General features: G+C 67.9%; 30 protein-coding genes. 16 read left to right on the top strand and 14 right to left on the bottom strand.

Features of this window, described 5'->3' with window-relative positions:
- Positions 1–5: 5 nt before the first annotated feature.
- Positions 6–1,046 carry a ribosome small subunit-dependent GTPase A gene (gene rsgA, locus RJ1_RS07315; protein WP_083400687.1) on the bottom strand — a complete coding sequence of 347 codons (1,041 nt, stop codon included), beginning with the start codon at positions 1,044–1,046 and terminating at the stop codon, positions 6–8.
- Positions 992–2,326 carry a 3-phosphoshikimate 1-carboxyvinyltransferase gene (gene aroA, locus RJ1_RS07310; RefSeq protein WP_073359281.1) on the bottom strand — a complete coding sequence of 445 codons (1,335 nt, stop codon included), beginning with the start codon at positions 2,324–2,326 and terminating at the stop codon, positions 992–994. The genes rsgA and aroA overlap by 55 nt, the downstream gene beginning before the upstream one ends.
- Before the next feature lie 77 nt (positions 2,327–2,403).
- Between aroA and RJ1_RS07305 the strand changes: the two genes are divergently transcribed.
- Positions 2,404–3,162 (top strand): SOS response-associated peptidase, encoded by a 759-nt coding sequence (locus tag RJ1_RS07305; RefSeq protein WP_073359280.1) that lies wholly within the window; start codon positions 2,404–2,406, stop codon positions 3,160–3,162.
- On the opposite strand, the gene ybaK is transcribed toward RJ1_RS07305, so the two are convergent.
- Positions 3,149–3,643, bottom strand: a complete 495-nt coding sequence (gene ybaK / locus RJ1_RS07300) for a Cys-tRNA(Pro) deacylase (RefSeq protein WP_073359321.1) — start codon at positions 3,641–3,643, stop codon at positions 3,149–3,151. The two genes, RJ1_RS07305 and ybaK, sit on opposite strands and share 14 nt — an antisense overlap.
- 101 nt (positions 3,644–3,744) lie before the next feature.
- Here ybaK and RJ1_RS07295 point away from each other — a divergent pair, with 101 nt between their 5' ends.
- Together RJ1_RS07295 and rsrA are read left to right on the top strand one after the other, a co-directional pair.
- Positions 3,745–4,482 (top strand): sigma-70 family RNA polymerase sigma factor, encoded by a 738-nt coding sequence (locus RJ1_RS07295; protein WP_073359319.1) that lies wholly within the window; start codon positions 3,745–3,747, stop codon positions 4,480–4,482.
- Positions 4,479–4,760 (top strand): mycothiol system anti-sigma-R factor, encoded by a 282-nt coding sequence (gene rsrA, locus RJ1_RS07290; protein ID WP_015890105.1) that lies wholly within the window; start codon positions 4,479–4,481, stop codon positions 4,758–4,760. Before RJ1_RS07295 ends, rsrA begins: the two co-directional genes overlap by 4 nt.
- Positions 4,761–4,830: 70 nt before the next feature.
- Here rsrA and RJ1_RS49230 read toward each other — a convergent pair whose 3' ends face one another.
- A complete protein-coding gene (locus tag RJ1_RS49230) occupies positions 4,831–4,905 on the bottom strand; it encodes a 50S ribosomal protein bL37 (protein ID WP_022597109.1) in 75 nt (24 codons plus the stop codon).
- Positions 4,906–4,999: 94 nt separating this feature from the next.
- Between RJ1_RS49230 and RJ1_RS07285 the strand changes: the two genes are divergently transcribed.
- Both RJ1_RS07285 and RJ1_RS07280 read left to right on the top strand, forming a co-directional pair.
- Positions 5,000–5,215, top strand: a complete 216-nt coding sequence (locus tag RJ1_RS07285) for a biotin/lipoyl-binding carrier protein (RefSeq protein WP_005240095.1) — start codon at positions 5,000–5,002, stop codon at positions 5,213–5,215.
- 21 nt (positions 5,216–5,236) lie between these two features.
- Positions 5,237–6,739 carry a sensor histidine kinase gene (locus RJ1_RS07280; RefSeq protein WP_073359279.1) on the top strand — a complete coding sequence of 501 codons (1,503 nt, stop codon included), beginning with the start codon at positions 5,237–5,239 and terminating at the stop codon, positions 6,737–6,739.
- Between the two features lie 63 nt (positions 6,740–6,802).
- Here the strand turns inward: RJ1_RS07280 and RJ1_RS07275 are convergent, their stop codons facing one another.
- Both RJ1_RS07275 and RJ1_RS07270 read right to left on the bottom strand, forming a co-directional pair.
- A complete protein-coding gene (locus tag RJ1_RS07275; RefSeq protein WP_073359278.1) occupies positions 6,803–7,057 on the bottom strand; it encodes a WhiB family transcriptional regulator in 255 nt (84 codons plus the stop codon).
- A 241-nt stretch (positions 7,058–7,298) separates the two neighbouring features.
- Complete coding sequence (locus tag RJ1_RS07270) at positions 7,299–8,255, bottom strand: diacylglycerol/lipid kinase family protein (protein WP_073359277.1); 957 nt, start codon at positions 8,253–8,255, stop codon at positions 7,299–7,301.
- A 77-nt stretch (positions 8,256–8,332) separates the two neighbouring features.
- On the opposite strand from RJ1_RS07270, the gene RJ1_RS07265 reads away from it, so the two are divergent.
- Complete coding sequence (locus RJ1_RS07265) at positions 8,333–8,782, top strand: hypothetical protein (RefSeq protein WP_073359276.1); 450 nt, start codon at positions 8,333–8,335, stop codon at positions 8,780–8,782.
- Here RJ1_RS07265 and RJ1_RS07260 read toward each other — a convergent pair.
- Positions 8,779–9,258, bottom strand: a complete 480-nt coding sequence (locus RJ1_RS07260; RefSeq protein WP_073359275.1) for a GNAT family N-acetyltransferase — start codon at positions 9,256–9,258, stop codon at positions 8,779–8,781. The two genes, RJ1_RS07265 and RJ1_RS07260, sit on opposite strands and share 4 nt — an antisense overlap.
- The gene (locus RJ1_RS07255; RefSeq protein ID WP_073359274.1) at positions 9,255–9,869 is read right to left on the bottom strand and encodes an acid phosphatase; all 615 of its coding nucleotides are present in this window, start codon (positions 9,867–9,869) and stop codon (positions 9,255–9,257) included. Before RJ1_RS07255 ends, RJ1_RS07260 begins: the two co-directional genes overlap by 4 nt.
- A gap of 69 nt (positions 9,870–9,938) precedes the next feature.
- On the opposite strand from RJ1_RS07255, the gene RJ1_RS07250 reads away from it, so the two are divergent.
- A complete protein-coding gene (locus RJ1_RS07250) occupies positions 9,939–10,736 on the top strand; it encodes a ParA family protein (RefSeq protein ID WP_073359273.1) in 798 nt (265 codons plus the stop codon).
- Here RJ1_RS07250 and RJ1_RS07245 read toward each other — a convergent pair.
- Together RJ1_RS07245 and RJ1_RS07240 are read right to left on the bottom strand one after the other, a co-directional pair.
- Positions 10,708–11,538, bottom strand: coding sequence for an SDR family oxidoreductase (locus RJ1_RS07245; protein ID WP_073359272.1), 831 nt, complete (start codon positions 11,536–11,538; stop codon positions 10,708–10,710). The genes RJ1_RS07250 and RJ1_RS07245 overlap by 29 nt on opposite strands.
- Positions 11,539–11,546: 8 nt before the next feature.
- Entirely contained in the window at positions 11,547–12,344 is a 798-nt protein-coding gene (locus RJ1_RS07240; RefSeq protein WP_073359271.1) for an NAD(P)H-dependent oxidoreductase, read from the bottom strand.
- A gap of 99 nt (positions 12,345–12,443) precedes the next feature.
- On the opposite strand from RJ1_RS07240, the gene RJ1_RS07235 reads away from it, so the two are divergent.
- Together RJ1_RS07235 and RJ1_RS07230 are read left to right on the top strand one after the other, a co-directional pair.
- Positions 12,444–13,433, top strand: a complete 990-nt coding sequence (locus tag RJ1_RS07235; protein WP_073359270.1) for a GlxA family transcriptional regulator — start codon at positions 12,444–12,446, stop codon at positions 13,431–13,433.
- A 93-nt stretch (positions 13,434–13,526) separates the two neighbouring features.
- On the top strand, positions 13,527–13,901 hold the full coding sequence (locus tag RJ1_RS07230) for a VOC family protein (protein ID WP_073359318.1): 375 nt from the start codon (positions 13,527–13,529) through the stop codon (positions 13,899–13,901).
- A gap of 9 nt (positions 13,902–13,910) precedes the next feature.
- Here the strand turns inward: RJ1_RS07230 and RJ1_RS07225 are convergent, their stop codons facing one another.
- Positions 13,911–15,125: an Rv3212 family protein gene (locus RJ1_RS07225; RefSeq protein WP_073359269.1), complete on the bottom strand. Its 1,215-nt coding sequence runs from the start codon at positions 15,123–15,125 to the stop codon at positions 13,911–13,913.
- 9 nt (positions 15,126–15,134) lie between these two features.
- Positions 15,135–16,757, bottom strand: a complete 1,623-nt coding sequence (locus RJ1_RS07220; protein ID WP_073359268.1) for a DEAD/DEAH box helicase — start codon at positions 16,755–16,757, stop codon at positions 15,135–15,137.
- 324 nt (positions 16,758–17,081) lie between these two features.
- Here RJ1_RS07220 and RJ1_RS07215 point away from each other — a divergent pair, with 324 nt between their 5' ends.
- Both RJ1_RS07215 and RJ1_RS07210 read left to right on the top strand, forming a co-directional pair.
- Positions 17,082–17,762, top strand: a complete 681-nt coding sequence (locus tag RJ1_RS07215) for a ferritin-like fold-containing protein (RefSeq protein WP_073359267.1) — start codon at positions 17,082–17,084, stop codon at positions 17,760–17,762.
- Positions 17,763–17,895: 133 nt separating this feature from the next.
- Complete coding sequence (locus RJ1_RS07210; RefSeq protein WP_073359266.1) at positions 17,896–18,126, top strand: DUF3107 domain-containing protein; 231 nt, start codon at positions 17,896–17,898, stop codon at positions 18,124–18,126.
- 57 nt (positions 18,127–18,183) lie between these two features.
- On the opposite strand, the gene fasR is transcribed toward RJ1_RS07210, so the two are convergent.
- Positions 18,184–18,855 (bottom strand): HTH-type transcriptional activator FasR, encoded by a 672-nt coding sequence (gene fasR / locus RJ1_RS07205; protein WP_073359265.1) that lies wholly within the window; start codon positions 18,853–18,855, stop codon positions 18,184–18,186.
- 224 nt (positions 18,856–19,079) lie between these two features.
- On the opposite strand from fasR, the gene RJ1_RS07200 reads away from it, so the two are divergent.
- From RJ1_RS07200 to RJ1_RS07190, 3 genes are all read left to right on the top strand, one after another.
- The gene (locus tag RJ1_RS07200) at positions 19,080–20,216 is read left to right on the top strand and encodes a DUF3152 domain-containing protein (protein WP_143048956.1); all 1,137 of its coding nucleotides are present in this window, start codon (positions 19,080–19,082) and stop codon (positions 20,214–20,216) included.
- Positions 20,217–20,351: 135 nt separating this feature from the next.
- Entirely contained in the window at positions 20,352–21,536 is a 1,185-nt protein-coding gene (gene moeZ / locus RJ1_RS07195) for an adenylyltransferase/sulfurtransferase MoeZ (protein WP_073359264.1), read from the top strand.
- 81 nt (positions 21,537–21,617) lie between these two features.
- Positions 21,618–22,472 (top strand): TIGR02569 family protein, encoded by an 855-nt coding sequence (locus RJ1_RS07190; RefSeq protein WP_005562508.1) that lies wholly within the window; start codon positions 21,618–21,620, stop codon positions 22,470–22,472.
- Here the strand turns inward: RJ1_RS07190 and RJ1_RS07185 are convergent.
- Positions 22,469–23,134, bottom strand: a complete 666-nt coding sequence (locus RJ1_RS07185) for a FadR/GntR family transcriptional regulator (RefSeq protein ID WP_073359263.1) — start codon at positions 23,132–23,134, stop codon at positions 22,469–22,471. The two genes, RJ1_RS07190 and RJ1_RS07185, sit on opposite strands and share 4 nt — an antisense overlap.
- A gap of 11 nt (positions 23,135–23,145) precedes the next feature.
- Here RJ1_RS07185 and RJ1_RS07180 point away from each other — a divergent pair, with 11 nt between their 5' ends.
- Both RJ1_RS07180 and RJ1_RS07175 read left to right on the top strand, forming a co-directional pair.
- The gene (locus RJ1_RS07180; protein WP_073359262.1) at positions 23,146–24,396 is read left to right on the top strand and encodes a CynX/NimT family MFS transporter; all 1,251 of its coding nucleotides are present in this window, start codon (positions 23,146–23,148) and stop codon (positions 24,394–24,396) included.
- A gap of 131 nt (positions 24,397–24,527) precedes the next feature.
- Complete coding sequence (locus RJ1_RS07175) at positions 24,528–25,934, top strand: MFS transporter (protein ID WP_240319976.1); 1,407 nt, start codon at positions 24,528–24,530, stop codon at positions 25,932–25,934.
- Positions 25,935–25,980 lie beyond the last annotated feature (46 nt).

Genomic DNA, 25,980 nt, shown 5'->3' with positions numbered 1-25,980 from the left:
GTCCCTCACCAGGCTTCGTTGGACGCGATGGCCGTGAGGAGGTGACGGACCGCGCCGACGCGTTTGGCGGCCTTCCCCTCGAGCTGGTCGAGAGCGCATTCCGGGTCGGCAGGCGGGCCGAGGTGGGTGCACCCTCTCGGACAGTCCTCGATGGCCGCGGCTAGATCGGAGAACGCGGCCACGACGTTCTCCGGGGAGATGTGGGCCAGTCCGAACGACCGGATGCCCGGGGTGTCGATCGCCCAGCCCCCCGTCGGAAGCGGCAGCGCGACCGATTGCGTGGACGTGTGGCGGCCCTTGCCGACGCCGGAGACCACGCCGACGGCCCGGTCGGCATCGGGCACGAGGCGGTTGACGAGAGTCGACTTCCCGACCCCCGAGTGGCCGATCAGCGCGGTGAGCCGGCCCGACAGCATCGACAGGACCTCGTCGACCGGATCGTCACGACCGGCCACGATGACGGGGACGTCGAGGTCGGCGAACGCACTCGCGAACTCCTCGGGCGGCTCGAGGTCGCTCTTCGTCAGGCACACGATGGGACTCAACCCGCCCGCGTACGCGGCGACGAGTGCGCGTTCGACGAATCCGGTCCGCGGCGGCGGGTCGGCGAGCGCCACGACGATCAGCAGTTGCTGGGCGTTGGCCACGACGATCCGCTCGTACGGATCGGTGTCGTCGGCGGTGCGTCGCAGCACCGTGGAGCGTTCGGCGACCCGCACGATCCGTGCCAGGGTGTCGGGCTTGCCGGACAGATCACCGACGACGCTCACCTCGTCGCCGACCACGATGGGAGTCCGGCCCAGTTCCCGGGCGCGCATGGTGACGAGGGGACGCTCGGGGTCGCCGCCCAGCACGCAACCCCACCGGCCGCGGTCGACCGAGACGACCATCGCCGACTCCGCGGCGAGGTGCTCCGGCCGGGTCTTCGTGCGCGGGCGCGTTCCTCTGCCCGGGCGCACCCGGACGTCGGACTCGTCGTACTGCCTGCGACTCAGAAGCTCGCCTTCCGTTCGGTACCCGCGGCTGCGGACAGCATTGTGGCCCACAGGTTCTCGAAACCGGGCAGGGTCTTGGCCGTGGTGCCGATGTCCTCGATCACGATGCCGTCGACCGTCAGACCGACGATGGCCCCCGCGGTCGCCATCCGGTGATCGGCGTAGGAGTGCCACGTCCCACCGTGCAGGTCGGCCGGGACGATGGTGAGGCCGTCCTCGGTCTCGGTGGCATTGCCGCCCAGCGAGTTGATCTCGTGTGCGAGAGCGGCCAGCCGGTCGGTCTCGTGACCGCGGAGGTGCGCGATGCCGCGCAGGTGGGAGGGGCCGTCGGCGAGGGCGGCGAGCGCCGCGACGGTGGGGGTGAGTTCGCCCACGTCGTGCAGGTCGATGTCGATGCCGTTCAGCTTCTGCGGGCCGCGGACGGTCAGGTTCGACCCGTCCAGCCGGACGTCCGCGCCCATCGTCAGCAGGATCTCGCGGATCGCGTCGCCGGGCTGCGTCGTCCTGCTCGGCCACAGGGGCACGGTCACCTCGCCGCCGGTGACGGCGGCGGCGGCCAGGAAGGCGGTGGCGTTCGACAGGTCGGGCTCGATCGCCCGGTCGACGGCCCGCACCACGCCGGGGGCGACCCGCCACGTATCGGCCTCCCCGCCGGTCGCGGGGGTGGACACCTCGACACCCGATTCGCGGAGCATCTCGACGGTCATGTCGATGTGCGGCATGGACGGGACAGTCTTGCCGTCGTGATGGACCGTGACGCCCTCGTCGAACGCGGCCGCCGAGAGTAGCAGCCCGGAGACGAACTGCGACGAGCCCGACGCGTCGATCGTGACCCGTCCACCGCGCAGCGAGCCCGCGCCGCGGACGGTGAACGGAAGGGAGTCGCCGTCGATGTCCGCGCCGAGACCGCGCAGCGCGTTCAGGATGGTGTCGAGGGGACGGGTCCGGGCCTGCTCGTCGCCGTCGAAGTGGACCGTCCCGTCGGCGAGCGCGGCGACGGGCGGGAGGAACCGCATCACAGTGCCCGCGAGGCCGCAGTCGACCGCACCGCCCCGGAACCGGCCCGGGGTGATCCGCAGCGTCGTGTCCGTGTCCGGCCCACCGGCATGCGTCACGGTGTCGATGCTCGTTCCCAGTGTGCGGAGGGCGTCGATCATGAGGTCGGTGTCCCGGCTGCGCAGTGCCCCGGTGAGGGTGGACGGACCGTCGGCGAGTGCGGCGAGGATCAGCGCGCGATTGGTGATCGACTTCGATCCGGGGAGGGCGACCGTCGCGACGACGGGCGCTTCGGCACGGGGGGCGTTCCACAGGCTCAGGCTCACGGACTCCATCTTCGCCTATCGGGCGGGGCCCCGGGCGGGGTGGGCGGCGTGTCGCGGGTGTCGGTGGTTCGTGCGACTCTGGTGCCATGTGCGGCAGGTATGCGACCACGGCGAATCCGGCGACGCTCGCGGCCGATCTCGATGCGATCAACGAGGCGGGCGAGGAGGAGGGTCCGCCCGATTACAACGTGGCACCCACCACGCAGGTCCTGACGGTGGTCGACCGTCACGACGCCCGCCGGATCCGGCGGATGCGCTGGGGGCTCGTCCCCTCGTGGACCAAGGAGCTCGGCAAGGGGCCGGTCCTGTTCAACGCGCGCGCGGATTCGGTCGACAACAAACCCGCCTTCCGGAATGCGTTCAAGTACAAGCGGTGCCTCGTCCCGATGGACGGCTGGTACGAGTGGCAGACCGAGGCAGACCCGGCCGGGCCCGGGAAGAAGGCGGGCAAGGCGAAGAAGATTCCGTACTTCATGTCGCCGGCCGACGGCTCACGGCTGTACATGGCCGGACTGTGGTCGGTCTGGCACGATCCCGCGGTCGAGGAGTCGCCTCCGGTCCTGAGCTGCAGCATCATCACGGTCGACTCCGCCGCCCAGCTGGAGAACGTCCACGACCGGATGCCGCTGGTGATGCCCCGCGACCGCTGGTCCGCGTGGCTCGATCCCGAGCACCCCGCCTCGATCGACCTGCTCGAGGTGTCGCCCGACGCCCTCTCCGACATCACCGTGCGGCGGGTGTCCACGCTCGTCAACAGTGTGAAGAACAACGGACCGGAACTCCTCGACCCCGAAGCCGGCGGTCGTGACGAGGATCGGGTGGGGGAGCAGATCAGCCTGCTGTGACGGCCGCGGTGACGGCCCCGCTGAGTCGCACCAGGTCGGCGGGGGCGAGTTCGATCTCGAGGCCGCGGCGGCCGGCGCTGCACAGCACCCGGTCCCAGTCGAGCGCCGAGGCGTCGACGACCGTCGGCAGTCCTTTGCGCTGCCCGAGCGGGGAGATGCCCCCGAACACGTACCCGGTGGAGCGCTCCGCCTCGGTGCGCTCCGCCATCACGGCCTTGCCCGCGCCGAGCGCGGCGGCCGCCGCCTTCAGCGACAACTTTTCCGGCACCGGCAGCACCGCGACTGCCAGCTTGCCCGTGTCGAGTTTGATCACGAGTGTCTTGAACACCTGGTGAGCAGTGACGCCGACGGTGTCGCCCAGCGCGTCGACGGCCTCCGAACCGTACGATTCCGCCCGCGCATCGTGCGCGTAGCTGTGCACGGCGTGGTCGATGCCGTGCTTGTCGAGCAGTTTCGTCGCGGGAGTGGCAGTTCCGGCCATGGGCAGACACTCTGCCACGCGGTCCGGGAACACAGCGGGCGGGAGTCGTGTTGGTACGTGCAGAACAACAGCGTGCATCGAAGGGAGTGGTCCGTATCGTGATGTCCTCGGTAATGGAGCCCACGTCGCGTCTCCGGTTGGCGGTAACCTTGACGCCCACGGCGACCGAAGGGATCAGCGTGCAGGAACATGACCGTCCGACGGCAGAACAGGCCGAGCCACAGGACGAGTTGATCGCGCGTTTCGAAAGGGATGCGCTTCCACTTCTGGATCAGCTGTACGGCGCTGCTCTGAGGATGACCAGGAACCCGGCGGACGCCGAGGATCTCGTGCAGGAAACGTACGTGAAGGCCTACACGGCGTTCCGTTCGTTCCGCGAGGGCACCAACCTCAAGGCATGGCTGTACCGCATTCTCACGAACACGTACATCAACTCGTACCGCAAGAAGCAGCGTCAGCCCGCGCAGTACCCCACCGACGAGATCACCGACTGGCAGCTCGCGGCAACGGCCGAGCATTCGTCCACCGGTCTGCGGTCCGCCGAGGTCGAGGCACTCGACGCGCTCCCCGACGACGACATCAAGGAAGCACTCCAGGCCCTGCCTGAGGAGTTCCGGATGGCCGTCTACTACGCCGACGTCGAGGGTTTTCCCTACAAGGAGATCGCCGAGATCATGGGCACCCCGATCGGGACCGTGATGTCGCGACTGCACCGCGGGCGCAAGCAGCTCCGGGGGCTCCTCGCCGACGTCGCACGTGAACGTGGATTCAACCGTGGGGGCGCCGACGATGTGCCCGCCGGCGCTGTCGTGAGTTCGGAACAGGAGGTTTCTCGGTGAGCGAGCAGGACGAATTCGAGCAGCTCGACTGCTCCGCCGTCATCGCGGACGTCTGGCTGATGCTGGACAGCGAATGCGATGAGGCGTCGAGGGCGCGGCTGCAGAGGCACCTCGACGAGTGCGGATCGTGCCTCGAGGCGTACGGCATCGAGGAGAAGGTCAAGAGCCTCGTGAACCGCAAGTGCGGCGGCGAGCACGCACCGGAAAGCCTGCGCCAGAGGCTCTCCATCGAATTGCGGCGAACGATCCTCATCACCAATACCGAACCCGAAGCCTGAGCCGCCAGAACAGTAATCAGGGGCCGGAAAGCATCGCTGCTTTCCGGCCCCTGGTGCGTTCTACGGCGCGTCAGGCGTTGGGACGCTTGCCGTGGTTTGCGGCGTTGCCCTTGCGACTGCGCTTCTTACGACCACGCTTACCCATGAGTAGATCTCCCTTCTTTTCACTACAGTCTTCCACGTGTGGTTGGGTGTCCTTGCAACAGGGCTTTCTCGACACCCGGGAGTGAAGGATCACAATGGCAGAAGACGTGCGGGCCGAAATGGTTTCGACGGTGTATCAGGTTGTGGTGAGCGCGGGTGACGAGGTGAAGGAAGGCGACACCCTCGTCATCCTCGAGTCGATGAAGATGGAGATTCCCGTCATCGCCGAAGAGCCCGGCACGGTCACCTCCGTGGACGTCAAGGTCGGCGACGTGATCCAGCAGGGCGACCTGATCGCAGTCATCTCCTGAGCTGACTGACACCCACCCACGATGTCCACTCTGAGCGATCTGCTCGCCGAACACACTGACCTGCCCGGCGAGGCCGTCGATCACCTCCAGCGGGTCGTCGGCGAATGGCAGTTGCTCGCCGACCTCTCCTTCGCGGACGTTCTGTTGTGGGTCGGAACGGATTCCGCGGCTACCAACCCGACCGGCACCGTGATCTGCGTCGCGCACTGCAGGCCCACCACCGCGTCGACCGCGTTCCCGGAGGATGTCGTCGGGACGGTCGTGTCGGAGTCGGAACACCCGCAGGTGCTGCAGGCGCTGCTCGACGGGAGCGTCGTGCGCCCCGAGGATGGTGGTGGACACGCGGGTCTGCCGCCGCGCGGGGAAGCGGTCCCGGTGCGGTGGGACGGCGAGGTGATCGCCGTCCTCAGCCGAGACACCAATCTGTCGCACCAGCGGGCGCAGAGCCCGCTCGAGGTGGCGTACCTCGACTGCGCCGAGGATCTGTGCCAGATGATCAGCGACGGCACGTTCCCGATCCGTGAGGCGCGGTCGGACACGAATTCGAGTCCCCGCGCCGGCGACGGCTTCATCCGACTCGACACCGAGGGGCGTGTGGTCTACGCGAGTCCCAATGCGCTGTCGGCCTACCACCGCATGGGCCTCAGCTCGGACCTGATCGGTCAGAACCTGGCCGCCACCACCCGATCACTCGTCACCGACCCGTTCGAGTCGCAGGAGGTGGCGGGGTACATCCGCGACACGATCGCCGACAAACCGGGCCGTCGCATGGAGATCGAGGCCAGGGGAGCGACCGTCCTGCTCCGGGCGCTCGTGTTGAAACCCGGGGGGAAGCGGGTGGGCGCTGCGGTCGTCGTGCGGGACGTCACCGAGGTGAAGAGACGGGATCGTGCGCTGCTCAGCAAGGACGCCACGATCCGCGAGATCCACCACCGGGTGAAGAACAATCTGCAGACGGTGGCGGCGCTCCTGCGGCTGCAGGCCCGCCGGACCAACAACGAGGAAGCCCGGCAGGCGCTGAGCGAATCGGTGCGCCGCGTCACCTCGATCGCACTCGTGCACGACACGCTGTCGATGTCGGTGGACGAGGAGGTGAACCTCGACGAGGTCGTCGACCGCCTCGTGCCGATCCTGTCCGACGTGGCGACGGTGAGCACGCCGATCAAGGTCCGCCGCGAGGGCAGTTTCGGGGTGTTCTCCGCGGAGCGGGCGACACCGCTGGTGATGGTGCTGACCGAACTCGTGCAGAACGCGATCGAGCACGCCTTCGAACCCGGCGCTCCGGGCACGGTCACCATGCGGGCGGAACGGTCCGCGCGGTGGCTGGACGTCGTGATCCACGACGACGGGAGGGGATTGCCGCCCGGGTTCAGCCTGGAGCGGTCCGATCGCCTCGGACTGCAGATCGTGCGGACCCTGGTGGCCGCCGAGTTGAACGGTTCCCTCGGGTTGCATCCCGGGGCGGACGGGGGAACGGATGCCGTGTTGCGGGTACCGCTGGGGCGTCGTGGACCGCGGTACTGATCGCCGAAGGGCAAGCAAAAGGCCCGGCACCATGTGGTGCCGGGCCCGTCTCCTTCTGAAGTATCAGACGGTGGTGCGAGCACGCGTCCGAGCATTGCGGCGCTTGAGTGCGCGGCGCTCGTCTTCGCTCATGCCGCCCCACACACCGGCGTCCTGGCCCGACTCGAGTGCCCACGAGAGGCAGTCGGCGGTGACCGGGCAGCGGTTGCAGACAACCTTGGCATCGGCAATCTGCGCGAGGGCCGGACCGCTGTTGCCCACAGGGAAGAACAACTCGGGGTCTTCGTCGCGACAGATTGCCTTGTGGCGCCAGTCCATCCTTCTGCTCCTTAACTGGGTGCGTCGTGCACCGTTTTGTCTTGGTGAGTTCATGTGTGCGTAGAGAATGTTTCCGCACTGTTGCTTGTGAATGCTTTCACGAACTGGCGGGATGTCAATAGAAAACCGCCGCACCGTGGGGGAGCTCACGTAGTTAGGCTGCCCTTTCGAGGTGCGCCGTCCTTTGTACCCCGTCCCGTCACTTCCCGCCAGGTGAAATCGGGGATTTTCGAGATGTTTCTCAGGGTCGCGCCGGCGCGACCACGTCGAGCGCGTCGGGCACCGACACGAACTCGACCACCTTGCGTAGTCCGATGTAATCGCCGTCCATCTGCAGGCCGATGGGCTCCGTCGCGGAGATCCGGACGCAGGGAACGTCGTCGACCCGGACGAGTTTCTTCGCCTTCGGGCGGGTGCCGGGGGTCAGCAGCTGGCGGGCGACCCGCACCGTGGTGAGGATCGCTGTGGACCGCATCGCGAAGACACCGAGTCCGGTGTCGTAGGTGGTGTCGGGATTCGTGTGAACTTCGCGCTTGTTCAGATAGGTCCACGGACTCGCGTTCGACACGAACGCGTAATGAACGCCCTCGACCGGATCGCGATCGGGAACCTCCACGGTGAGCGTCGGGTCGGCGTACTTCGATCGGAAGAACACGCGAATCGCCGCGCGGACGTACTGCGCCGGTGTGGCGGGGCGCCCGTTCTCACGGTGCATGTCGACCGCCTCACACACCTGGGCGTCCCAGCCGAGACCGGCGTTGAACGTGAACCAGCGGTTGTCGCAGTGGGCGAGGCCGATCCTGCGCCGCTGCCTGCGGGCGAGGAGATCGATGAGCTGATTGGTGGCGTCCACCGGGTCGGCGGCGATGCCGAGCGAGCGGGCGAAGACGTTCGCCGAGCCGCCGGGAACGACGGCGATCGGGGGAATGGGCCCCACCGTCACCGCGCTCATGGATTTCGGTTCCGGGGTGCCGAGCAGTCCGTTGACCACCTCGTTCACGGTGCCGTCGCCGCCGTGGATGATGATCAGGCCCATTCCGTCCACGCAGGCCTGCTGCGCCAGCTCGGCGGCGTGGCCGCGGTGTGTCGTGTGCGCGACCGTCAACCGCACCCGGCTCGACAGTGCGTGGGCGAGCAGATCACGCCCGGCCGGGGTCGTCGACGTGGCATTCGGGTTGACGATCAGCAGCGCGCGCACGGGGCCCAAGCCTAGCGGGGGCAGGCGGTGTCACCGTCCCGAGGCCGACGGCGACGGGGTGTTCTAGGCTGGCCGACGTGCCGAATCCGTCTCTCCGTAAGTCCACGCCCACCACGGTCCGCGCGGCGGGCGCCCTGGTGTCGCTCGAGGGTGCGGTCGCCGTCGGCGTGGCCGTGGTGCTGGTGATTCGGGGGCTTCTCGGGCACGACCAGAGTGTCAGCAGCGGCTACGGAACCGCGGCGTGGTTCGCGATTCTCGGTGGCGCGGTGCTCGCCGCCGGACTCGCCCTCATCTTCGGCCGTCGCTGGGGGCGGGCGATCGCGATCGTCGCCCAGCTGCTCCTGCTCCCGGTGGCGTGGTCGCTGCTCACCGATTCGCACCAGCCGTTCTTCGGTGTACTGCTCGGCGTCATCGTGGTGGCGGCCCTCGGGTGCCTGTTCAGCAGTCCCACGTCGAAGTGGTTGGCCGCCGAATACGGCCAGGACACCGACACCGACACCGACGCCGACAACCCCACGGACCGCTAACCCACCTCGGAGGCGAGGCGCCCGAGCGGATCCCCGGTGAGCCGGTACGTGGTCCACTCGTCCTGCGGGTGTGCGTCCAGCGACTCGTAGAACGCGATGGACGGCTTGTTCCAATTGATCACCGACCACGACAGCCGGGTGTAGCCGTTGTCGACGCACTCCTTCGCGAGTGTGGCGAGCAGGGCCTTGCCGTGTCCGGAACCGCGCTCGGACGGGCTGACGAACAGGTCTTCGAGGTAGATGCCGTGTGTTCCGTCCCACGTGGAGAAGTTGCGGAACCAGACCGCGATCCCGACCACCCGGTCGTCGTCGCTGACCGCGACGTGGGCGAACGTGGACGGCCGCGGACCGAACAGGGCGTCGTCCATCTGCTCGGCGGTGACGGTGCACTCGTCGCGGGCCTTCTGGTAGTCGGCGAGTTCGTAGATCATGGCGGTGATCGCGGAGACGTCCTCGGGTACTGCGCGTCTGATCATCGGGCACCTTTCTCGCTGGTCACATTGTGGCTGATCACCTGCTGCGCCCCGTGCTCGAAGCCGAGGACGGAGTAGGCGCCGGGCGACATCGCGAAGCGTCGACCCTCGCTGACGGGAAGTTCCGCCCAGCGGGCGATGAGCGCGCGCGAGAAGTGCCCGTGCCCGACGAGGATCACGTCACGGTCGACGAGTTGTGAATGCGCGACGGACAGCACGAGGTCGCACCGGGTGTGCACCTGCTCGGCCTGCTCCCCGCGGGGGCACGGATGGGTCCACACGGTCCAGTCGGGCACCTGCTGCCTGATCTCCGGGGTCGTCATGCCCTCGTAGATGCCGTAATCCCATTCGGCGAGCGCGTCCCAGGTGCGCTGAATCTTCAATCCCGCCAGTTCCGCCGTCTCCCGAGCGCGGTGCCGCGGGCTGACGATGACGAGGGGGTCGCGCAGTTCGAGTGCGTCCATCGCCGGACCCACCCGCCGCGCCTGGGATTCGCCCAGTTCGGTGAGGTGGACGTCGGTTCTACCGGTGTGTTTACCCCAACGGGCCCATTCTGTTTCGCCGTGTCGGAGGAGGACGATCCGACGGCCGCGCGGCGAATCACTGGGTGGCATCCATCCATCATGTCAGTCAATATGCGTGTATGGCTCGCCTCTGAGGACGAAGTAGGTAAGGATCGAGCCGTGACAACGGTTCTTGCAGTGGCAAATCAGAAGGGTGGCGTCGCGAAGACCACCACGGTGGCCTCTCTCGGCGCGGCTCTCGTCGCGCTGGGGCAGAGAGTCCTGGTGGTGGATCTCGACCCACAGGGGTGCCTGACGTTCTCCCTCGGGCACAACCCGGACCGATTGGATGCCTCCGTCCACGAGGTGCTGACAGGCGATCTGGTGGCGCAGGATGCGGTGATCGACACCGCGGACGGTGTGGCGCTCCTCCCGGCCACGATCGATCTGGCGGGCGCGGAAGCGTTGCTGCTCATGCGTCCCGGTCGCGAATTCGCCCTCAAGCGCGCTCTGGCGCCTCTGCTGGACGACTACGACACCGTCATCATCGACTGCCCGCCGTCACTCGGCGTCCTCACTCTCAACGGCCTCACGGCAGCGCAGTCGGTCCTGGTGCCACTGCAGTGCGAGACGCTCGCGCACCGCGGCGTGGGGCAACTGCTGCGGACGGTGACGGAGGTGCAGCAGATCACCAACCCTGATCTGGTGCTGCTCGGAGCGCTGCCGACGCTGTACGACGCGCGCACGACCCACAGTCGGGACGTGCTCTCCGACGTGTCGGACCGCTACAACCTGCCGGTCCTCGCTCCGCCGATCCCGCGGACGGTGCGATTCGCAGAGGCGACGGCCTCAGGCGCCACCGTCCTGGCGGGACGCAAGAACAAGGGCGCCCAGGCGTACCGGGATCTGGCCGAGAACCTCGCCAAGCACTGGGCGGGATCCGAACTCGCTACTTTCTCGCCTGGAAGTGCCGAGTAAGTTCCTCCGTCGTGGGATTCCACGCTGCGGGCCAATCCTGTTGCCGTAATTGGGCATCCGTGCCCCCGTCGGCGAAGACGACGCTGCCGCAGAACAGTGTCGATCCCGGCCCGAGTAGGAATTCGACGAGCGCGGCGATCTCGTCCGGACGTCCGCGCCGGCCCAGCGGCACCGGGTAGAAGTCCAGAGCCTTCGCGAGTTCGGGGTCGAGGTCGTCCCCGCTGGTCATCGGTGTGTCGATCATGCCCGGCGCGATCGCGTTGAGCCGTATGCCGTTGCCGATCCATTCGGGTCGTACCGCTTCACGACGGATCCACCACGCCAGTGCCAGCTTGGATGCGGGATACGCCGGAATGGCGGTCACCTCGTCGCCGATGCGCACCGCCTCCGCCTCGTCTGCGTCGAGGCACGCGGCCACCAGATGCTCGGGAATACCGGGTTGCGTGGTGGTGCTGCTCGACGAGATCACCACCACCGAGGCGGTGCCGGCGCGTTCCAGGGCGGGCTTGAGGGCGGTCACGAGGTCCACGGCTCCGAAATAGTTGACGGCGACGAGGGTGCCGCCCGGGACGTGGGACAGCGAACCCAGTCCGGCGCAGCAGACGAGACCGTCCACGACGCCTCCGCTCGCTTCGTCGACGGCGGCCGCGGCCGCCGCTCGTCCGCCGGGGGTCGACAGGTCCGCCACCACGTCGGTCTGCGCGAGGTCTACGCCGATGACCGTGTGGCCGGCGGCCTCGAGTGTGCGGCGGCTCGCCGCTCCGATGCCCGAGGCCGCGCCGGTGATCACGTAGGTTGCCATGCCGTGAATTAGAACACGTTGCAGTGTGTGGCGGGTGCGGACTCCGCATAGTGGGCGCGCACTCCCGTGACGCCGGGCGCCCGGTCCTCCCGCAGCACGAAGCGTGCGTCGTAATCGCCGCCGTCCTGCGCACGGAAAGGCAACGGCGCCTCGGTGGACAGTCCGGCGAGGCGATCGATCAGCCGGGCGGCGAGGCCGGGATAGTGGCCGTCGGGCAGCCGGTCCGCACTGTCGATCAGGACGGGCGGCAGCACGGACATCCCCGTGTACCAGAAGATTCCGTGATGGATCGGGAACAGGACCTCGTCCATCTGGCCGTTGATGCCGCGCGGGCCGACGCTGTCCGCGCTGCCGCCGAAACTGACGACCGTCATCGCCCGCTTGCCGGCGAGGGTGCCGTCGCCGTACCGCCGGGTGGAGCCGTTCTCGCGGCGCAATCCGTAGCCGTAGCCCTCGACGAAGACCCGGTCGAACCACCCTTTGAGGATCGCGGGCATGCCGTACCACCACAGCGGAAACTGCACGATCACCGCGTCCGCCCAGTCGAGTTTTCGCTGCTCGGCACGGATGTCGGGGGCGAGAGTCCCCTCGGTCAGGGCCTGCGCCGACCGCGCACCGACCCGGAGGCGACGATGCGGGTCGTGGTCGAAATCGTCTGCCGTGACCACCGGGTTCCATCGCATCCCGTAGAGGTCGGAGGTCCATATCTCGTGGCCGGCGCCGCGCAGCGCTGCGAGGGCGTCACTGCGAAGTGCCGCGTTCAGGGACTTTGGTTCGGGATGTGCCGATACCCACAGGATCTTCATGGTCCACCTTCCGCTCGGTCGTCCTGACTCCTCCGATCATCCGTGCGCAGATGCCGTCGCGACAGTGGCCTGCAGGACACTATGTGAAATAATCGAGCCATGTCCGATTCGGGAGACCGCTCGCGGCTCGTGCGTCCCCACCGTGTGGTCGTGTTCGTGCGCGACGGCGTTCTCCCGATCGAGTTCGGCATCGTCCACCGCCTGTTCGGGGAGGCGAGATCGCGGGACGGTGAGCCGCTCTACGAAGTCCTGACCTGCGCCCTCACTCCCGGTGCCGTCCGCACCGACACCGACGTGACGATCTCGGTCGAGCACGGTCCCGCACTGCTCGGCACGGCCGACACCGTCGTGGTCCCGGCATCGGACCAGGACTACGACCCACCCGAAGACGGCTGCCTGCCCCGCCCGCTCGCAGATGCCTTCGCGCACATTCGCCCCGGTACCCGGATGGCGTCGATCTGCACCGGTTCGTTCGTTCTCGCGGCCGCCGGGCTCCTCGAGAACCGGCGCGCCACGACGCACTGGAAGTCGGCGGACGCGTTCCGGCGGCTCTATCCCCACGTTCGGCTGGACCCCGGTGTGCTCTACACCCACGACGGTGCCGTCCTCACCGCCGCCGGGGTCGCCTCGGGAATCGATCTGTGCCTGTACATGATCCGGGTCGACCACGGAGCGTCGGTGGCCAACGAGGTGGCGAGGGGAACGGTCGTGCCGCCCCACCGCAGCGGTGGTCAGGCGCAGTTCATCACCGAGCCCGTCCCGGAGGCCGCCGGTGCATCCACCGCGCAAGCGCGGGCCCGGGCACTGACCCGGCTCGATCAACCGCTGTCGCTGCGGGAGATGGCCGCGTGGGAGTCGATGAGCGTGCGCACGTTCACCCGGCGATTCCGTGCCGAGACCGGGATGTCGCCGACGCAGTGGATTCTCGAACAGCGGATCATCCGCGCACGCGAACTGCTCGAGAACACCGATCTGCCGGTCGACGACGTGGCCTGGGCCGCGGGTTTCGGCACCGCGACGTCGCTGCGACAGCATCTCTCTCGCACCGTCGGCGTCTCACCCACCGCGTACCGCGCGACGTTTCGATGACGAGTGCGGGGTGCTCATTCGTCCAAGTGAGGGGGAGCGCGCGGCGCTAGCGTCGACACCATGACAGACGCACCCCGGAGCAACACCCTCACGATGCGGGCTCAGCCGCTCCTCGCCGTCGACGACGTCGAACGGGCCGGCGAGTGGTACCGGAAGGTCCTGGGCGCGCACAGCGGCCACGGTGGACGGGACTACGAGCAACTCCTCGTCGACGGGCACATGGTCCTGCAGTTGCACCGGCTCGAGGAGGGACACCACCACGGCCCCGTCGGTGATCCCGCACTTCCGCGGGGGAACGGGGTGGCGATCTGGTTCGAGGCCGCCGAATTCGACGCGACCGTCGCGCGGCTGCGGGAGGCGGGGGCCGACGTGATCACCGACGTGCACGTCAATCCCAATGCGGGACACCGGGAGATCTGGATCCGCGACCTCGACGGCTACCTCGTCGTGTTCGCCGAACCCGCGTGAGCGGTCACCTCAGCGCAGCGCCACGACCCGGTCTGCGCGCTGTTCGAGGACGACGTCGCCTGCCACGGTCGTGGTGATCGGACCGGTTGCGGCGTCGCGGGCCACGGGGATCGTCCGCAACAACGCTCCGGTCGACAGGTCGAGCACGGCGATGCCGGAGTCCACCGGAACCAGTAGATTGCCGGCCATCACGGCGCCGGGGCCGAGAGCGCCCGGAAAGGCCCAGCGGGGTGCGAGATCGGAGGCGCCGAGGGACACCACCTCGGAACCCGTCCACCACGTGACCACCGAACTGCTCGTCGAGGTGACCGGTTCCGGTCCCACCGGACCGGACAGCGCGTACTCGGACACGGCGTTGCCGGTGCCGTCGAACAGACCGAGCCGCGGCCCGTACGTCTTCCCCGCGGGGAGATACACGGCCGTGGTCTCGCCCGATACCCCGAGGATGCGGGCACCCTCGACGCCGGCGTCGACACCCGCGAGGACGCTGGAGCCGTACTCTTCGGGTTCCTGGTTGTCCTTCGGCGACGGATTCATGACCGTCAGACGATCGGCCGCCTCGCCGGGGCAGCGCTCGAGAACGGAGAACCGGCTACTGCTCGAACCGGCGTCGATCAGCGTGCACCCGCTGCGGGGCTGCTTCTTGGGATTCACCGGCGCGTCCACCCGGCCGTACTCCACGGTGCGCACCAGGTCGGAACGCCACAGCTCCAGACGACTGTCGCCGAGGGACGCCACATAGGTGCCGTCGGACGTCAGCGACACCTCGGAATCCGCGTCGCTGTTCCGCTGGGCCAGGCGCTGGCCGGTACCGCCGTCGAGTTCGGTGACCTGCGAGCATCCGCGGTGGTCGCGGTACACGGCCACGACCTTCTCCCAGGACGCTGTCACACCGCACAGGTCGAGGTCGCGCTCGTACCGCCACAGTTCGGCGCCCGACATGCGGTCCCGTCCGACGACGTCTCCGCCCTCCGCGGTCACGACCGCACCACCGACGACGAGGGGTGCGGTCGTGGCGGAGCTGGACGAATCCCAGATCGGGTTCAGCGTCTCCGGCACGGTCAGCGCCGTGACGAGCGCGGCAGGCGGCTCGGCCGCGGTGATCGAGGTGGTGCCCCGGGCGTCGCTGCGGAACCACACCACGGTGATGGCGACCACCACGGCCAGTGCGATTCCGGCCGCGACGACGAGATCGGCGCGCGAGCGCCGCTCAGGTGCGAGCACGGTGGCCGGCTACTCCGCGTTCGTCGCGGCGGCGCCGACCTTCGTGGTCCGGCGGCGGCGGCGCCGGCGGGGCTTGGATGCGCCTTCGCCGTCGCTGTCCGTGCTCGGAGCAGCGGATTCGGGTGCCGTCGGCTCCGGCGACACGGACTTGGGGCCCACGGAATCGGCGGGACGGCCACCGCGGGTGCGTCGACGGGCGCGGGTGCGTGCCGGACGCTCCGTGCGCTCGGCTCTCTCACCCTGCTCGGCGTTCTCGCCCTGCTCCGGAGCGACCTTCTCGGACTTCTCGGCCTTCTCGACGCGGGCGCGCTTGATCGTGCCGGTCGCCTCGGTCGGGATCGACAGTTCCTCGTACAGGTGCGGTGAGCTGGAATACGTCTCGACCGGATCGGGGATACCGAGACCGAGGGCCTTGTCGATGAGCTGCCAGCGGGGAATGTCGTCCCAGTCCACGAGCGTCACGGCGATGCCGGTGCGGCCCGCGCGGCCGGTGCGGCCGATCCGGTGGACGTAAGTCTTCTCGTCCTCCGGGCACTGGTAGTTGATGACGTGCGTGACGTCGTCGATGTCGATACCGCGAGCTGCGACGTCCGTCGCGACCAGCACGTCGATCTTGCCGGTCCGGAACGCTTTCAACGCCTTCTCGCGGGCAACCTGGTTGAGGTCACCGTGAACGGAGCCGACGGAGAATCCGCGCTCGGCGAGATCGTCGGCGACCTTCTGCGCGGTGCGCTTGGTGCGTGTGAAGATCATCGTCGCGCCGCGACCCTCGGCCTGCAGCACGCGGGCGACCATCTCCGCCTTGTCGAGCGCGTGCGCCCGGTAGATGTGCTGGCTGGTCCGGTCGTGCACCGCCGAATCGTCGGCCTGCTCGGCGCGGATGTGCGTCGGCTGGGTGAGGAACGTGCGGGCAAGGGTGATGATCGGGCCCGGCATGGTGGCCGAGAACAGCATCGTCTGCCGCTTGTCCGGAACCATCCCGAGGATGCGCTCGATGTCGGGCAGGAAGCCGAGGTCGAGCATCTCGTCGGCCTCGTCGAGCACGAGGACCTCGACCTTGCCCAGGATCAGATGACCCTGGTTGGCCAGGTCGAGGAGGCGGCCGGGGGTGCCGACGACGACGTCGGCGCCCTTCTGGAGAGTCGCGATCTGCGTCTCGTAGGGGCGGCCACCGTAGATGGCGAGGACCTCGAGCTTGTTCTTCTCGCCCTTCAGGTACTTCGCGGCGCCCTCGAGATCCTTGGTGACCTGGATGCACAGCTCGCGGGTGGGGACGATGATCAGCGCGCGGGGCGTGCCGTCGAGCGCTGCGGTGCCGGTGGTGCCGGTGGAGATGCGGTGGAGCAGCGGGACGCCGAAACCGAACGTCTTACCCATGCCCGTGCGGGCCTGACCGATCAGGTCGTCGCCGGCGAGGGCGAGGGGGAGCGTGAGCTCCTGGATGGCGAAGGTGCGCTCGATGCCGATCTCGTCGAGCGCGCGGACGATCTCGTCGCGAACTCCGAGCTCGGCGAAAGTGGGGGCGACGTGCGTGGAGTCGAGCTGCGCCGAGAGAGTGGTCTCGGTTGCGTCGTCTTCATGGTCGACAGTGATCTTGCTCAGGGGACTGGCCTTCCTCGTAGCTGCACGCACGCACGAGGTAAGGGCCAGGCCGCTGGTCGGCCCGATTTCCCAGTCGACGCTCTCGTCGATGTCCTCTTCCGAGTCGATCCTGCCTCTGCCTCAGCGCAGAAATCGGAGATTTCGGCGAGGCGCGGCTGGGACCGTCGATCAGGTGCGCGCACATTATCGGTGGGAACCGCCGATCGGATCGTGATCGATCATCACTCGACCCGCGTTCTCCGTGAGGACGAACGTGGTCGCGAGCGGTTGCCCACGATCATTGTAGCCGGAGAACGCCCCACAACTGGTTACGCATGGCAAACATCACTGCCCGACACACTAGGCTGTGGCGCCATGGAGCCCAACACGCCTGCATCCTCTGATTCCACCATTCCCGCTGATCACCCCGGCGTCAGTGAACTCTTCGCGGTCCTCGCGTACGGCGAGATCTCCGCGTTCTACCGGCTGTCCGAGGACGCGCTGATGGCGCGCACCCTGCAGGGCAAAGTGGCACTCGCGAGCATGGCGGCTGCCGAGATGGGTCACTTCGAGATGCTCGAGAAGGCTCTGACCGCCCGCGGGTTCGACATCTACGAGGCAATGGACCCCTTCGTCCGCGCACTGGACAACTATCACGCGTCCACCACCCCGTCGACGTGGCTCGAGGCATTGGTGAAGGCGTACGTCGGCGACGGGATCGCCGCGGACTTCTACCGCGAAATCGGGCACTCACTGCCCGCCGAGGCCTCGCGGACGGTCGAGGAGGTGCTCTCGCAGACCGGCCACTCGGAGTTCGTCGTCCACGAGGTGCAGCAGGCGATCAAGGCCAGCAGCCGCGACAAGGACCGCCTCATGCTGTGGGGCCGGCGACTGCTCGGCGAGGCCATCACCCAGGCACAGTTCGTCCTCGCGCAGCGGGAGGCGCTGACCGAACTCGTCATCTCCGCGTCCGGCGACCTCAACGGGGTCGTCGCGCTGTTCGACCGCATGCAGGAGATGCACGCCGAACGCATGGCCGTGCTGGGGCTTGTGTGACGGCACCGCCGTCGTGCCTGCTGTGACGGCACGTGTTCGCTCAGGGCACAGCCCACAGACGCGCACCCGCGGCGGCGGCTGCATTAGCCTGGCCAGGACAGCTGATGTTTCTCGGAGAGTTCGGAGGTTGACCGTGGAGGTCAAGATCGGTGTAATCGACAGCCCGCGTGAGCTCATCGTCAGCAGCGAGCAGACCCCGGACGAGGTCGAGACATTGGTCTCGGACGCCCTCGCCGGAGGCGACGGGATCTTGTCTCTGCAGGACGACAAGGGACGCAAGTACCTCATTCAGTCCAGCAAGATCGCCTACGTGGAGATCGGCCCGTCCGATATCCGCAAGGTCGGTTTCGCTCCGACCAAGTGAGCACACGAGAAAGGGCCCGCAGTCGACTCGACTGCGGGCCCTTTCTCATGCACGGTGCTAGCGCTGTTCGGGATGCAGCGGCACGCGGGACAGACCGCCCCAGGCGAGTGTCACGGTGGTGTCGACCGCCTCTTCCTTCGGGATCGGGCGTGCAGCCTCGAGCCAGTACCGCGCGGTGAACTGGCTGGCGCCCACCAAGCCGACGGCGAGGATTCGGGCGCGGTACGGGTCGAGACCGGAGTCGTGGCTGACGAGGTCGAACACGGCGTCCACGCAGGCCTCGGTGGCCTGCTCGACGCGGCTCTGCACCTGCGGCTCACCCATGAGGTCCGACTCGAACACGAGGCGGAAGCCCTGCGAGTCGTTGTCGACGAAGTCGAAGAACGCCTGCACCGCGGCACGGACGCGCTGCTTGTTGTCCGTGGTCGAACGCAGCGCCTGCCGGACACCGGAGATCAGGCTGTCGACATAGCTCTGCAGCACGGCCACATACAGCTCGAGCTTGCCGGGAAAGTGCTGGTACAGGACGGGCTTGCTCACACCGGCGCACTCGGCGATCTCGTCCATACCGGCAGCGTGGTACCCGCGCGTGACGAAGACCTCGCTGGCTGCGGCGAGTAGCTGCAGTCGCCGGGCGTCACGGGGGAGTCGCGTGCTGCGGCGGGCCCCGGTGCCCTTTCCGGTGGTGGCATCGCGATCGGAGTTCGTCCGATCCGCGAGTTCAGTCATAGCGCTTCCAATCTGCACAAGTATTCCGCGTCACATTCTGTGTAACTGTGTGAACGATACCCGCGCGTAGTGAACCGTTCATGGTGGACTCGCTGGACTCGCCCGGTCAAGGATATTGTCTGACCGGTAGCTGACGCGCCGGTGGCCTCGAGGGCACCTGGTGATCCCGATAGCCGCGACGTTGCGGGCAGCATCCGCGTGACACGCCGAATGAGCAGCGGACAGTGCGCTGGGACGAGGTGGTGCCGGACTGTGAGATTCTGGGCTGCGTGACTGACCGAGGAGGACCGCGTGTTCGCGGCCGGGCTCCGCAGAGCTCCGAGGACGGGGAGCGACGATCGCGCAGCATCGACCAGCGTGAAGTCCCTCCCCGCGCCTCGCAGTCGGCGCCGCGAGCGCAGTCGCATCAACCACTGCGTGCGCAATGGGACCCGACCAGCCGCGACGTCGGCCGGCCCCGGAACCCGCGTCCCGAGCGGCAGGCGAGGAAGCAGAGCCGCATCGGCCGGTTCGTCTCCACCTACGGTTGGCGCGCCTACGCCATCCCGATCCTGCTGGTCGTCACCGTTCTCGTCGTGGTCGACGCGGTCCGGGACACCGGGGCCAACGAGACGACCGCCGAGACCGACACCCCCGGGTTCGGCACCCTGTCCCGCGACACCGACGGCTCGAGCGTCATCGGGGTCCCGCCGGAGGCCGACGGGAACTTCGCCGCCGAACTTCCGTCGGGCGCGTTACCGGAGGGAGGCCCGTTCACCGCGGTGGGCGCCGGCACCTGGCACGTGGTTCCCGGAGCCGGGCCGAAGGTCGGGCAGGGCACCGAACGTGAATTCACCTACAGCGTGGAGATCGAGGACGGCGTCGACACCTCCGGATTCGGCGGCGACGAGTCGTTCGGCCGGATGGTCGACCAGACGCTGTCGAACCCGAAGAGCTGGACGAAGGACCCGCGGTTCGCGTTCCGCCGCGTCGACCAGGGCGACCCCGACTTCCGGGTGTCACTGACGTCGCAGATGACGATTCGTGACGCGTGCGGCTACGACATCCAGCTCGAGGTGTCCTGCTACAACCCCGGTATCGACCGCGTCGTCCTCAACGAGCCGCGCTGGGTGCGCGGCGCGATCGCGTTCCAGGGCGACATCGGGTCCTACCGGCAGTACCAGATCAACCACGAGGTCGGCCACGCCATCGGCTACCAGGACCACCAGCCGTGCGAGACGGAGGGTGGCCTCGCGCCGGTGATGATGCAGCAGACGTTCGGGACGGCCAACAACGACATCGCGCAGCTCGACCCCGAGGGCATCGTCCCGATGAACGGGTTGACCTGCCATTTCAACCCGTGGCCGTTCCCCAGGGCGTGAGCAGGGACCGCCCCGGCGCGACTGCTCGGGTGAGGGGAAGAATGGACCCCGTCGGGACGTTGAATTCAATGCTGTCCGACACATCGGAAGCTGTCGCGCAATCGTCAGGAGTGGACCGTGTCGCTTGACCGTTCTGTGAAGACCACCGGGGCACTGCCGCCGCTGGTGGAACCCGACGCCGAACTTTCCCGTGACGAGGTGGCGCGGTACAGCAGGCACCTGATCATCCCGGACGTCGGCATGGCCGGGCAGAAGCGCCTGAAGAACGCGAAGGTCCTCGTCATCGGTGCGGGCGGCCTCGGCTCCCCGGCCCTGCTCTACCTGGCAGCGGCCGGTGTGGGGACGATCGGCATCGTCGAGTTCGACGAGGTCGACATGTCGAACCTGCAGCGTCAAGTCATCCACGGCCGCTCCGACGTGGGCCGTCCCAAGGCCGAGAGCGCGCGCGATTCGATCCGCGAGATCAACGACAACGTCGACGTCCGGTTGCACGAGTTCCGCCTCGAGCCCGACAACGCCGTCGAATTGTTCGAGCAGTACGACCTGATCCTCGACGGCACCGACAACTTCGCCACCCGGTACCTCGTCAACGATGCCGCCGTGCTGGCGCACAAGCCGTACGTGTGGGGTTCCATCTACCGTTTCGAAGGTCAGGCGTCCGTGTTCTGGGAGGACGCGCCGAACGGTCGCGGACTCAACTACCGCGATCTGTACCCGGAGGCGCCGCCGCCCGGCATGGTGCCGTCCTGCGCCGAGGGCGGCGTGCTCGGCGTGCTGTGCGCGTCGATCGGATCGATCATGGCGACCGAGGCGGTGAAGTTGATCACCGGCATCGGCGAATCGCTGCTCGGACGGCTGATGGTCTACGACGCGCTCGACATGACGTACCGCACCATCACGTTGCGCCGTGACCCGGCGCGGACTCCGATCACCGAACTGATCGACTACGACGCGTTCTGTGGGGTCGTGTCCGACGAGGGCCAGGCTGCGGCGGCCGGGTCGACCATCACCGCCACCGAACTGCGCGCTCTCCTCGACTCCGGCAAGGAGATCGAACTGATCGACGTGCGCGAGCCGGTCGAGTGGGACATCGTCCACCTGCCCGGTGCGGTGCTGATCCCCAAGGACCGCATCCTGTCGGGGGAGGCGCTGTCGGAGCTTCCGCAGAACAAGCCGATCGTGCTGCACTGCAAGACGGGCGTGAGGTCGGCGGAGGCGCTGGCCGCGCTGAAGAAAGCGGGCTTCTCCGACGCCACACATCTGCAGGGCGGCGTCATCGCGTGGGCGAAACAGGTGGACACGAGCCTGCCCGTCTACTGACGCCGGCCGCGGCGTGATTGCCGTCTCCGGGCCAGCGCGCCTTGCGCTGTCCCCGGCCCACCCGGCGGTAGCGTTGAGTTCGTGAGCACAGGCCAACCCCCTCAACACGTGTGCTCCACGTTCGGCCTCCGGGAAGTCGAGCCCATCCCGCTCGGTGCGGACTGGGACGGCGGGTGGCTGTGTGGAGACGTAGTCCTGTCAGCCGTCGCCGACCACGCGCGCGCGGCATGGTCCGCCAAGGTCCGCGAGACACTCGAGGTGGACGGGGTGCGGCTCGCGCGTCCGGTCCGTTCCACCGACGGCAGGTACGTGGTCTCGGGGTGGCGCGCCGACACGTTCATCGAAGGCACACCCGAACCGCGTCACGACGAGGTCGTGTCGATGTCGGGACGCCTCCACGCCGCCACCTCGCAGCTCGACCGGCCCCGGTTCCTGGTGCAGCCCCCGGTCGCGCCGTGGGCGGAGGTCGACGTGTTCGTCGCGGCCGACCGGGCCGCCTGGGAGAAGATCCCTCTCCGTAGCGCGAAGGGCGCCGAACAGCTCGAGACGCCGTCGCCCGACGGCCGGAAGAGTCTCGAACTGATCACCGGTCTCGCGACTCTGCGCAAGCCCGTCACGAGCCCCGACCAACTGGTGCACGGGGACCTGTTCGGCACCGTCCTGTTCGCCGGCGCGCTCGCACCCGGCATCACCGACATCACCCCGTACTGGCGTCCCGCGTCGTGGGCGGCGGCGGTGGCCGTGGTGGACGCCATCTCCTGGGGTGGGGCCGACGAGGCTCTGATCGGGCGCTGGGAAGATCTGCCGGAGTGGCCGCAGATGCTGCTGCGTGCCGTGCTGTTCAGGCTCGCCGTCCACGTGCTGCATCCTCGGTCCACGGCCGAGGCGTTTCCCGGACTCGCTCGCACGGCCGACGTGGTCCGCCTCCTGCTCTAGGTGAGCAGTTCCGCGAACAGGTCGCGGGCGGCGGTGGCCGCCGCGGTCTCGTCCCCGTCGACCACGGCCTGGATCAGACGCCCGTGCTCGTCGTGGAACCCCGCTCCGGTCGCGTGTACGTGCCGGTCGACGGTCTGGGCGATCGAGGGCAGCAGTGAGTCGTAGAACTCGAGATACACGGCGTTGTGACTCGCTTCGACGATCGCTCGGTGCAGCGTCACGTCGGCCGCGACGGCGGCCTCGGTGTCGGATGCGGCCCAGCATCGGCGGCGCTCGTCGAGGAGGCTCTGCAGGCGTGCGACGTCGTCCGGGGTGCGTCGCCGGGCGGCGAGGGCGGCGGCCGTGACGTCGAGCGCCTGCCGCAGTTCGGTGACGTCGCGCTCGTGCGCGCCCGCGAAGTATTTGCCGAGTGTGCCCCCGACGTCGGAGGTGGCGACGACGTACGTGCCCGATCCCTGACGCCGTTCCAGCAGTCCGGTGTGGACGAGGGCCTGCACTGCTTCACGGACGGTGTTCCGTCCTGTTCCGGTGAGTTCGGACAGCGCGGTCTCGGTCGGGATCTTCTCGCCCACCGCCCACCGTCCGCTGCAGATCTCGTCGCGCAGTTGCTCGGTGACCTGTGAGATCAGACTCGAACGCTGCACGGGTTTTCCAAAGGTCATCCGGTCATCCTATGATTTCTCTCGTGACTCTTCTACGCGGCCGCCTCCTCGTCTTCTGTGCGATCGCCATGTCGGCTCTCGTGCTGAGACTGGCGGTCACGTCCTTTTCCCCGTTGGCCTCCCAGATTCGGGAGGACATCGGATTCTCGCCGACGATCGTCGGGGTGTTCGGAATGGTCCCGACGGCGATGTTCGCCCTGTTCGGGCTCGGAACGCCGCTCATCGCGAAGCGGTGGGGCCTGGAACGCACGGCCCTCGCCGCCATGCTGATGGCCGCAGTGGGCATGCTCACGAGGGCCCTGATGAGCGACACCTGGTCGTTGCTCGCGCTGTCGGCGCTCGCACTCGCCGGTATGGGGATCGGCAACGTGGTGATTCCCCCGCTCGTGAAACGGTACTTCTCCGACCGCCTGGCCGTTATGAGCTCGGTGTACATCGTCGGCGTGCAGATCGGCACCATCGCGCCCGCGTTCGTCGCGGTCCCGCTCGCGGAGGCATTCGGCTGGCGGTTCTCGATCGGAGTGTGGGCAGTCCTCGGATTCGCCGCGGCGGTGCCGTGGATTCTCCTTCTCACCCGCGAACGACGTCGCGCAGTGGTCGTGGCGACCGCACCGCCCGCGAACGTCCCGGCGGACCGTCCGCACGGAAACGCGTGGCGTTCACCCGTCGGCTGGGGGATGGCCGGCATGTTCGGGATGACGTCGATGATCACGTACTCGATGTTCACCTGGATTCCCGACATCCTCGCGGACGCCGGTGCGAGCGAGGCGTTCGGCGGTGCCATGGTGGGACTGTTCTCCTTCATGGGCCTCGTCGCGGCGTTCGGCGCTCCCACACTGTGCGCGCGCATGCGCAACCCGTTCCCGATCGTGATCGGGTGCGCGGTCTGCTACCTCGTGTCCTTCAGCGGACTGCTGCTCGCCCCCATGAGCGCGCCCATCCTGTGGATCGTGCTGCTCGGACTCGGGCCCAGCACGTTCCCGATGTCGCTGACACTGATCAATCTCCGCACGCGCAGCCACATCGGATCGTCGACGCTGTCCGGTTTCACGCAGGGCGTGGGCTATGCCGTCGCGTGCCTCGGTCCGCTACTGTTCGGCGTGTTCCACGATGCGTCCGGCGGGTGGACCCTGTCGTTCGGATTCTTGACGTTCGGCGTGATGATCCTCCTCATAGCAGCGTTCCAGGCGTGCAAGCCGCGCATGCTCGAGGACAGCTGGCACGCCGATTCGGAGCCTGAGGACGCTCTTCGACACGCCTAGGAAACATGCAGGAAACCTCACATCGGCCTGGCCGAAAAGTGAGAATCAGTTGACGTTGTGGTCACCGACCGCAGCACCGGCGCAACACCGGTTTTCTACCTTTGGGTCTCCCACACAACGAGGAGGCCCGGGTGAAGCATTACATCGAGCACTGGGACGCGGAAGACGTCGACGCCTGGGAGGCGGGCGGCAAGGACGTTGCCAAGCGGAATCTGATCTGGTCGGTGATCGCCGAGCACGTCGGCTTCTCCGTCTGGTCGATCTGGTCCGTGATGGTGCTGTTCATGCCGACCGACATCTACGGCATCGACGCTGCGGGCAAATTCTTCCTCGTCGCGGTCCCGACCCTGGTCGGTTCGATTCTGCGGATCCCCTACACGGTGGCGACGGCCAAGTTCGGTGGCCGTAACTGGACCGTCTTCAGCGCCCTCGTGCTACTCGTCCCAACGCTGTTCACGCTGTACCTGATGATGAACCCCGGGGCGTCGTACACCACGTTCATGTTGGTGGCCGCTCTCGCCGGCGTCGGTGGCGGCAACTTCGCGTCGTCGATGACCAACATCAACGCGTTCTACCCGCAGCGGCTCAAGGGCTGGGCCCTCGGGCTCAACGCCGGTGGCGGCAACATCGGTGTCCCGATGATCCAGCTGATCGGCCTCCTCGTGATCGCGACGGTCGGTAACACCGAGCCGTGGATCGTGTGTTCCGTCTACCTCGTCCTCATCGCCGTCGCCGCGGTCGGCGCCTCGCTGTTCATGGACAATCTCGGCAATCAGAAGGCCGACCTCCGGGCGATGGGCGCGACCCTGAAGTTCTCGCACTCCTGGGTGGTGAGCTTCCTCTACATCGGCACGTTCGGTTCGTTCATCGGCTTCAGCTTCGCGTTCGGCCAGGTTCTGCAGATCAACTTCCTCGCCGGCGGCGCAACCCCCGCACAGGCAGCACTGCACGCCGCACAGATCGCGTTCATCGGTCCGCTGCTCGGCTCCATCGCCCGTCCGATGGGCGGCAAGCTCGCCGACCGGATCGGCGGCGGCAGGATCACCCTCTACACCTTCGCCGCGATGGCACTCGCCGCCGGTGTGCTCGTCACCGCGGGCACGATCGACGACGGCACGGCCGGCGCCGCCACCGGTGGTGTCATGGCCACGTTCGTCCTCGGCTTCATCGCCCTCTTCCTGCTGTCCGGCATCGGCAACGGCTCCGTCTACAAGATGATCCCGTCGATCTTCGAAGCGAAGGCGCAGAGCCTCGAGGGAGTGAGCCGCGAGGACCGGGCCAGCTGGTCCCGCTCGATGTCGGGTGCGCTCATCGGCTTCGCCGGAGCCATCGGCGGCCTCGGTGGCGTCGGTATCAACCTGATTCTCCGCGCCTCGTACAGCAGCCCCGCCAAGTCGGCGACCATGGCGTTCTGGGTGTTCCTCGCCTTCTACGTCGTGTGCATCTTCGTCACCTGGTTCGTCTTCCTGCGCCGGCCCTCCTCGCACGGCGTCGCAGTCACCGACGGCGACGACGAAAAGGTGTCGGTCTCGGCGTGACCTCTCGCAGTACCGCATGAACTCGAGTAATTCAGCTAGAAGGAGC

Source organism: Rhodococcus jostii NBRC 16295 (genome assembly GCF_001894825.1).
In the GTDB taxonomy this organism is placed as follows: Bacteria; Actinomycetota; Actinomycetes; order Mycobacteriales; family Mycobacteriaceae; genus Rhodococcus_F; species Rhodococcus_F jostii.
Note: the sequence above shows the minus strand (reverse complement) of the source record. Positions and strands in the feature narration are given on the sequence as shown.

Coding starts and splice junctions, on each gene's coding strand:
- RJ1_RS07240 (WP_073359271.1), bottom strand. CDS start 12,344: ATGAAGATCCTGTGGGTATCGGCACATCCCGAACCAAAGTCCCTGAAC.
- RJ1_RS07285 (WP_005240095.1), top strand. CDS start 5,000: ATGGCAGAAGACGTGCGGGCCGAAATGGTTTCGACGGTGTATCAGGTT.
- RJ1_RS07305 (WP_073359280.1), top strand. CDS start 2,404: ATGTGCGGCAGGTATGCGACCACGGCGAATCCGGCGACGCTCGCGGCC.
- RJ1_RS07215 (WP_073359267.1), top strand. CDS start 17,082: ATGGAGCCCAACACGCCTGCATCCTCTGATTCCACCATTCCCGCTGAT.
- RJ1_RS07230 (WP_073359318.1), top strand. CDS start 13,527: ATGCGGGCTCAGCCGCTCCTCGCCGTCGACGACGTCGAACGGGCCGGC.
- RJ1_RS07180 (WP_073359262.1), top strand. CDS start 23,146: ATGATTTCTCTCGTGACTCTTCTACGCGGCCGCCTCCTCGTCTTCTGT.
- RJ1_RS07185 (WP_073359263.1), bottom strand. CDS start 23,134: ATGACCTTTGGAAAACCCGTGCAGCGTTCGAGTCTGATCTCACAGGTC.
- RJ1_RS07260 (WP_073359275.1), bottom strand. CDS start 9,258: ATGATCAGACGCGCAGTACCCGAGGACGTCTCCGCGATCACCGCCATG.
- RJ1_RS07280 (WP_073359279.1), top strand. CDS start 5,237: ATGTCCACTCTGAGCGATCTGCTCGCCGAACACACTGACCTGCCCGGC.
- fasR (WP_073359265.1), bottom strand. CDS start 18,855: ATGACTGAACTCGCGGATCGGACGAACTCCGATCGCGATGCCACCACC.
- RJ1_RS07245 (WP_073359272.1), bottom strand. CDS start 11,538: ATGGCAACCTACGTGATCACCGGCGCGGCCTCGGGCATCGGAGCGGCG.
- RJ1_RS07295 (WP_073359319.1), top strand. CDS start 3,745: ATGTCCTCGGTAATGGAGCCCACGTCGCGTCTCCGGTTGGCGGTAACC.
- RJ1_RS07255 (WP_073359274.1), bottom strand. CDS start 9,869: ATGCCACCCAGTGATTCGCCGCGCGGCCGTCGGATCGTCCTCCTCCGA.
- RJ1_RS07235 (WP_073359270.1), top strand. CDS start 12,444: ATGTCCGATTCGGGAGACCGCTCGCGGCTCGTGCGTCCCCACCGTGTG.
- ybaK (WP_073359321.1), bottom strand. CDS start 3,643: ATGGCCGGAACTGCCACTCCCGCGACGAAACTGCTCGACAAGCACGGC.
- RJ1_RS07275 (WP_073359278.1), bottom strand. CDS start 7,057: ATGGACTGGCGCCACAAGGCAATCTGTCGCGACGAAGACCCCGAGTTG.
- aroA (WP_073359281.1), bottom strand. CDS start 2,326: ATGGAGTCCGTGAGCCTGAGCCTGTGGAACGCCCCCCGTGCCGAAGCG.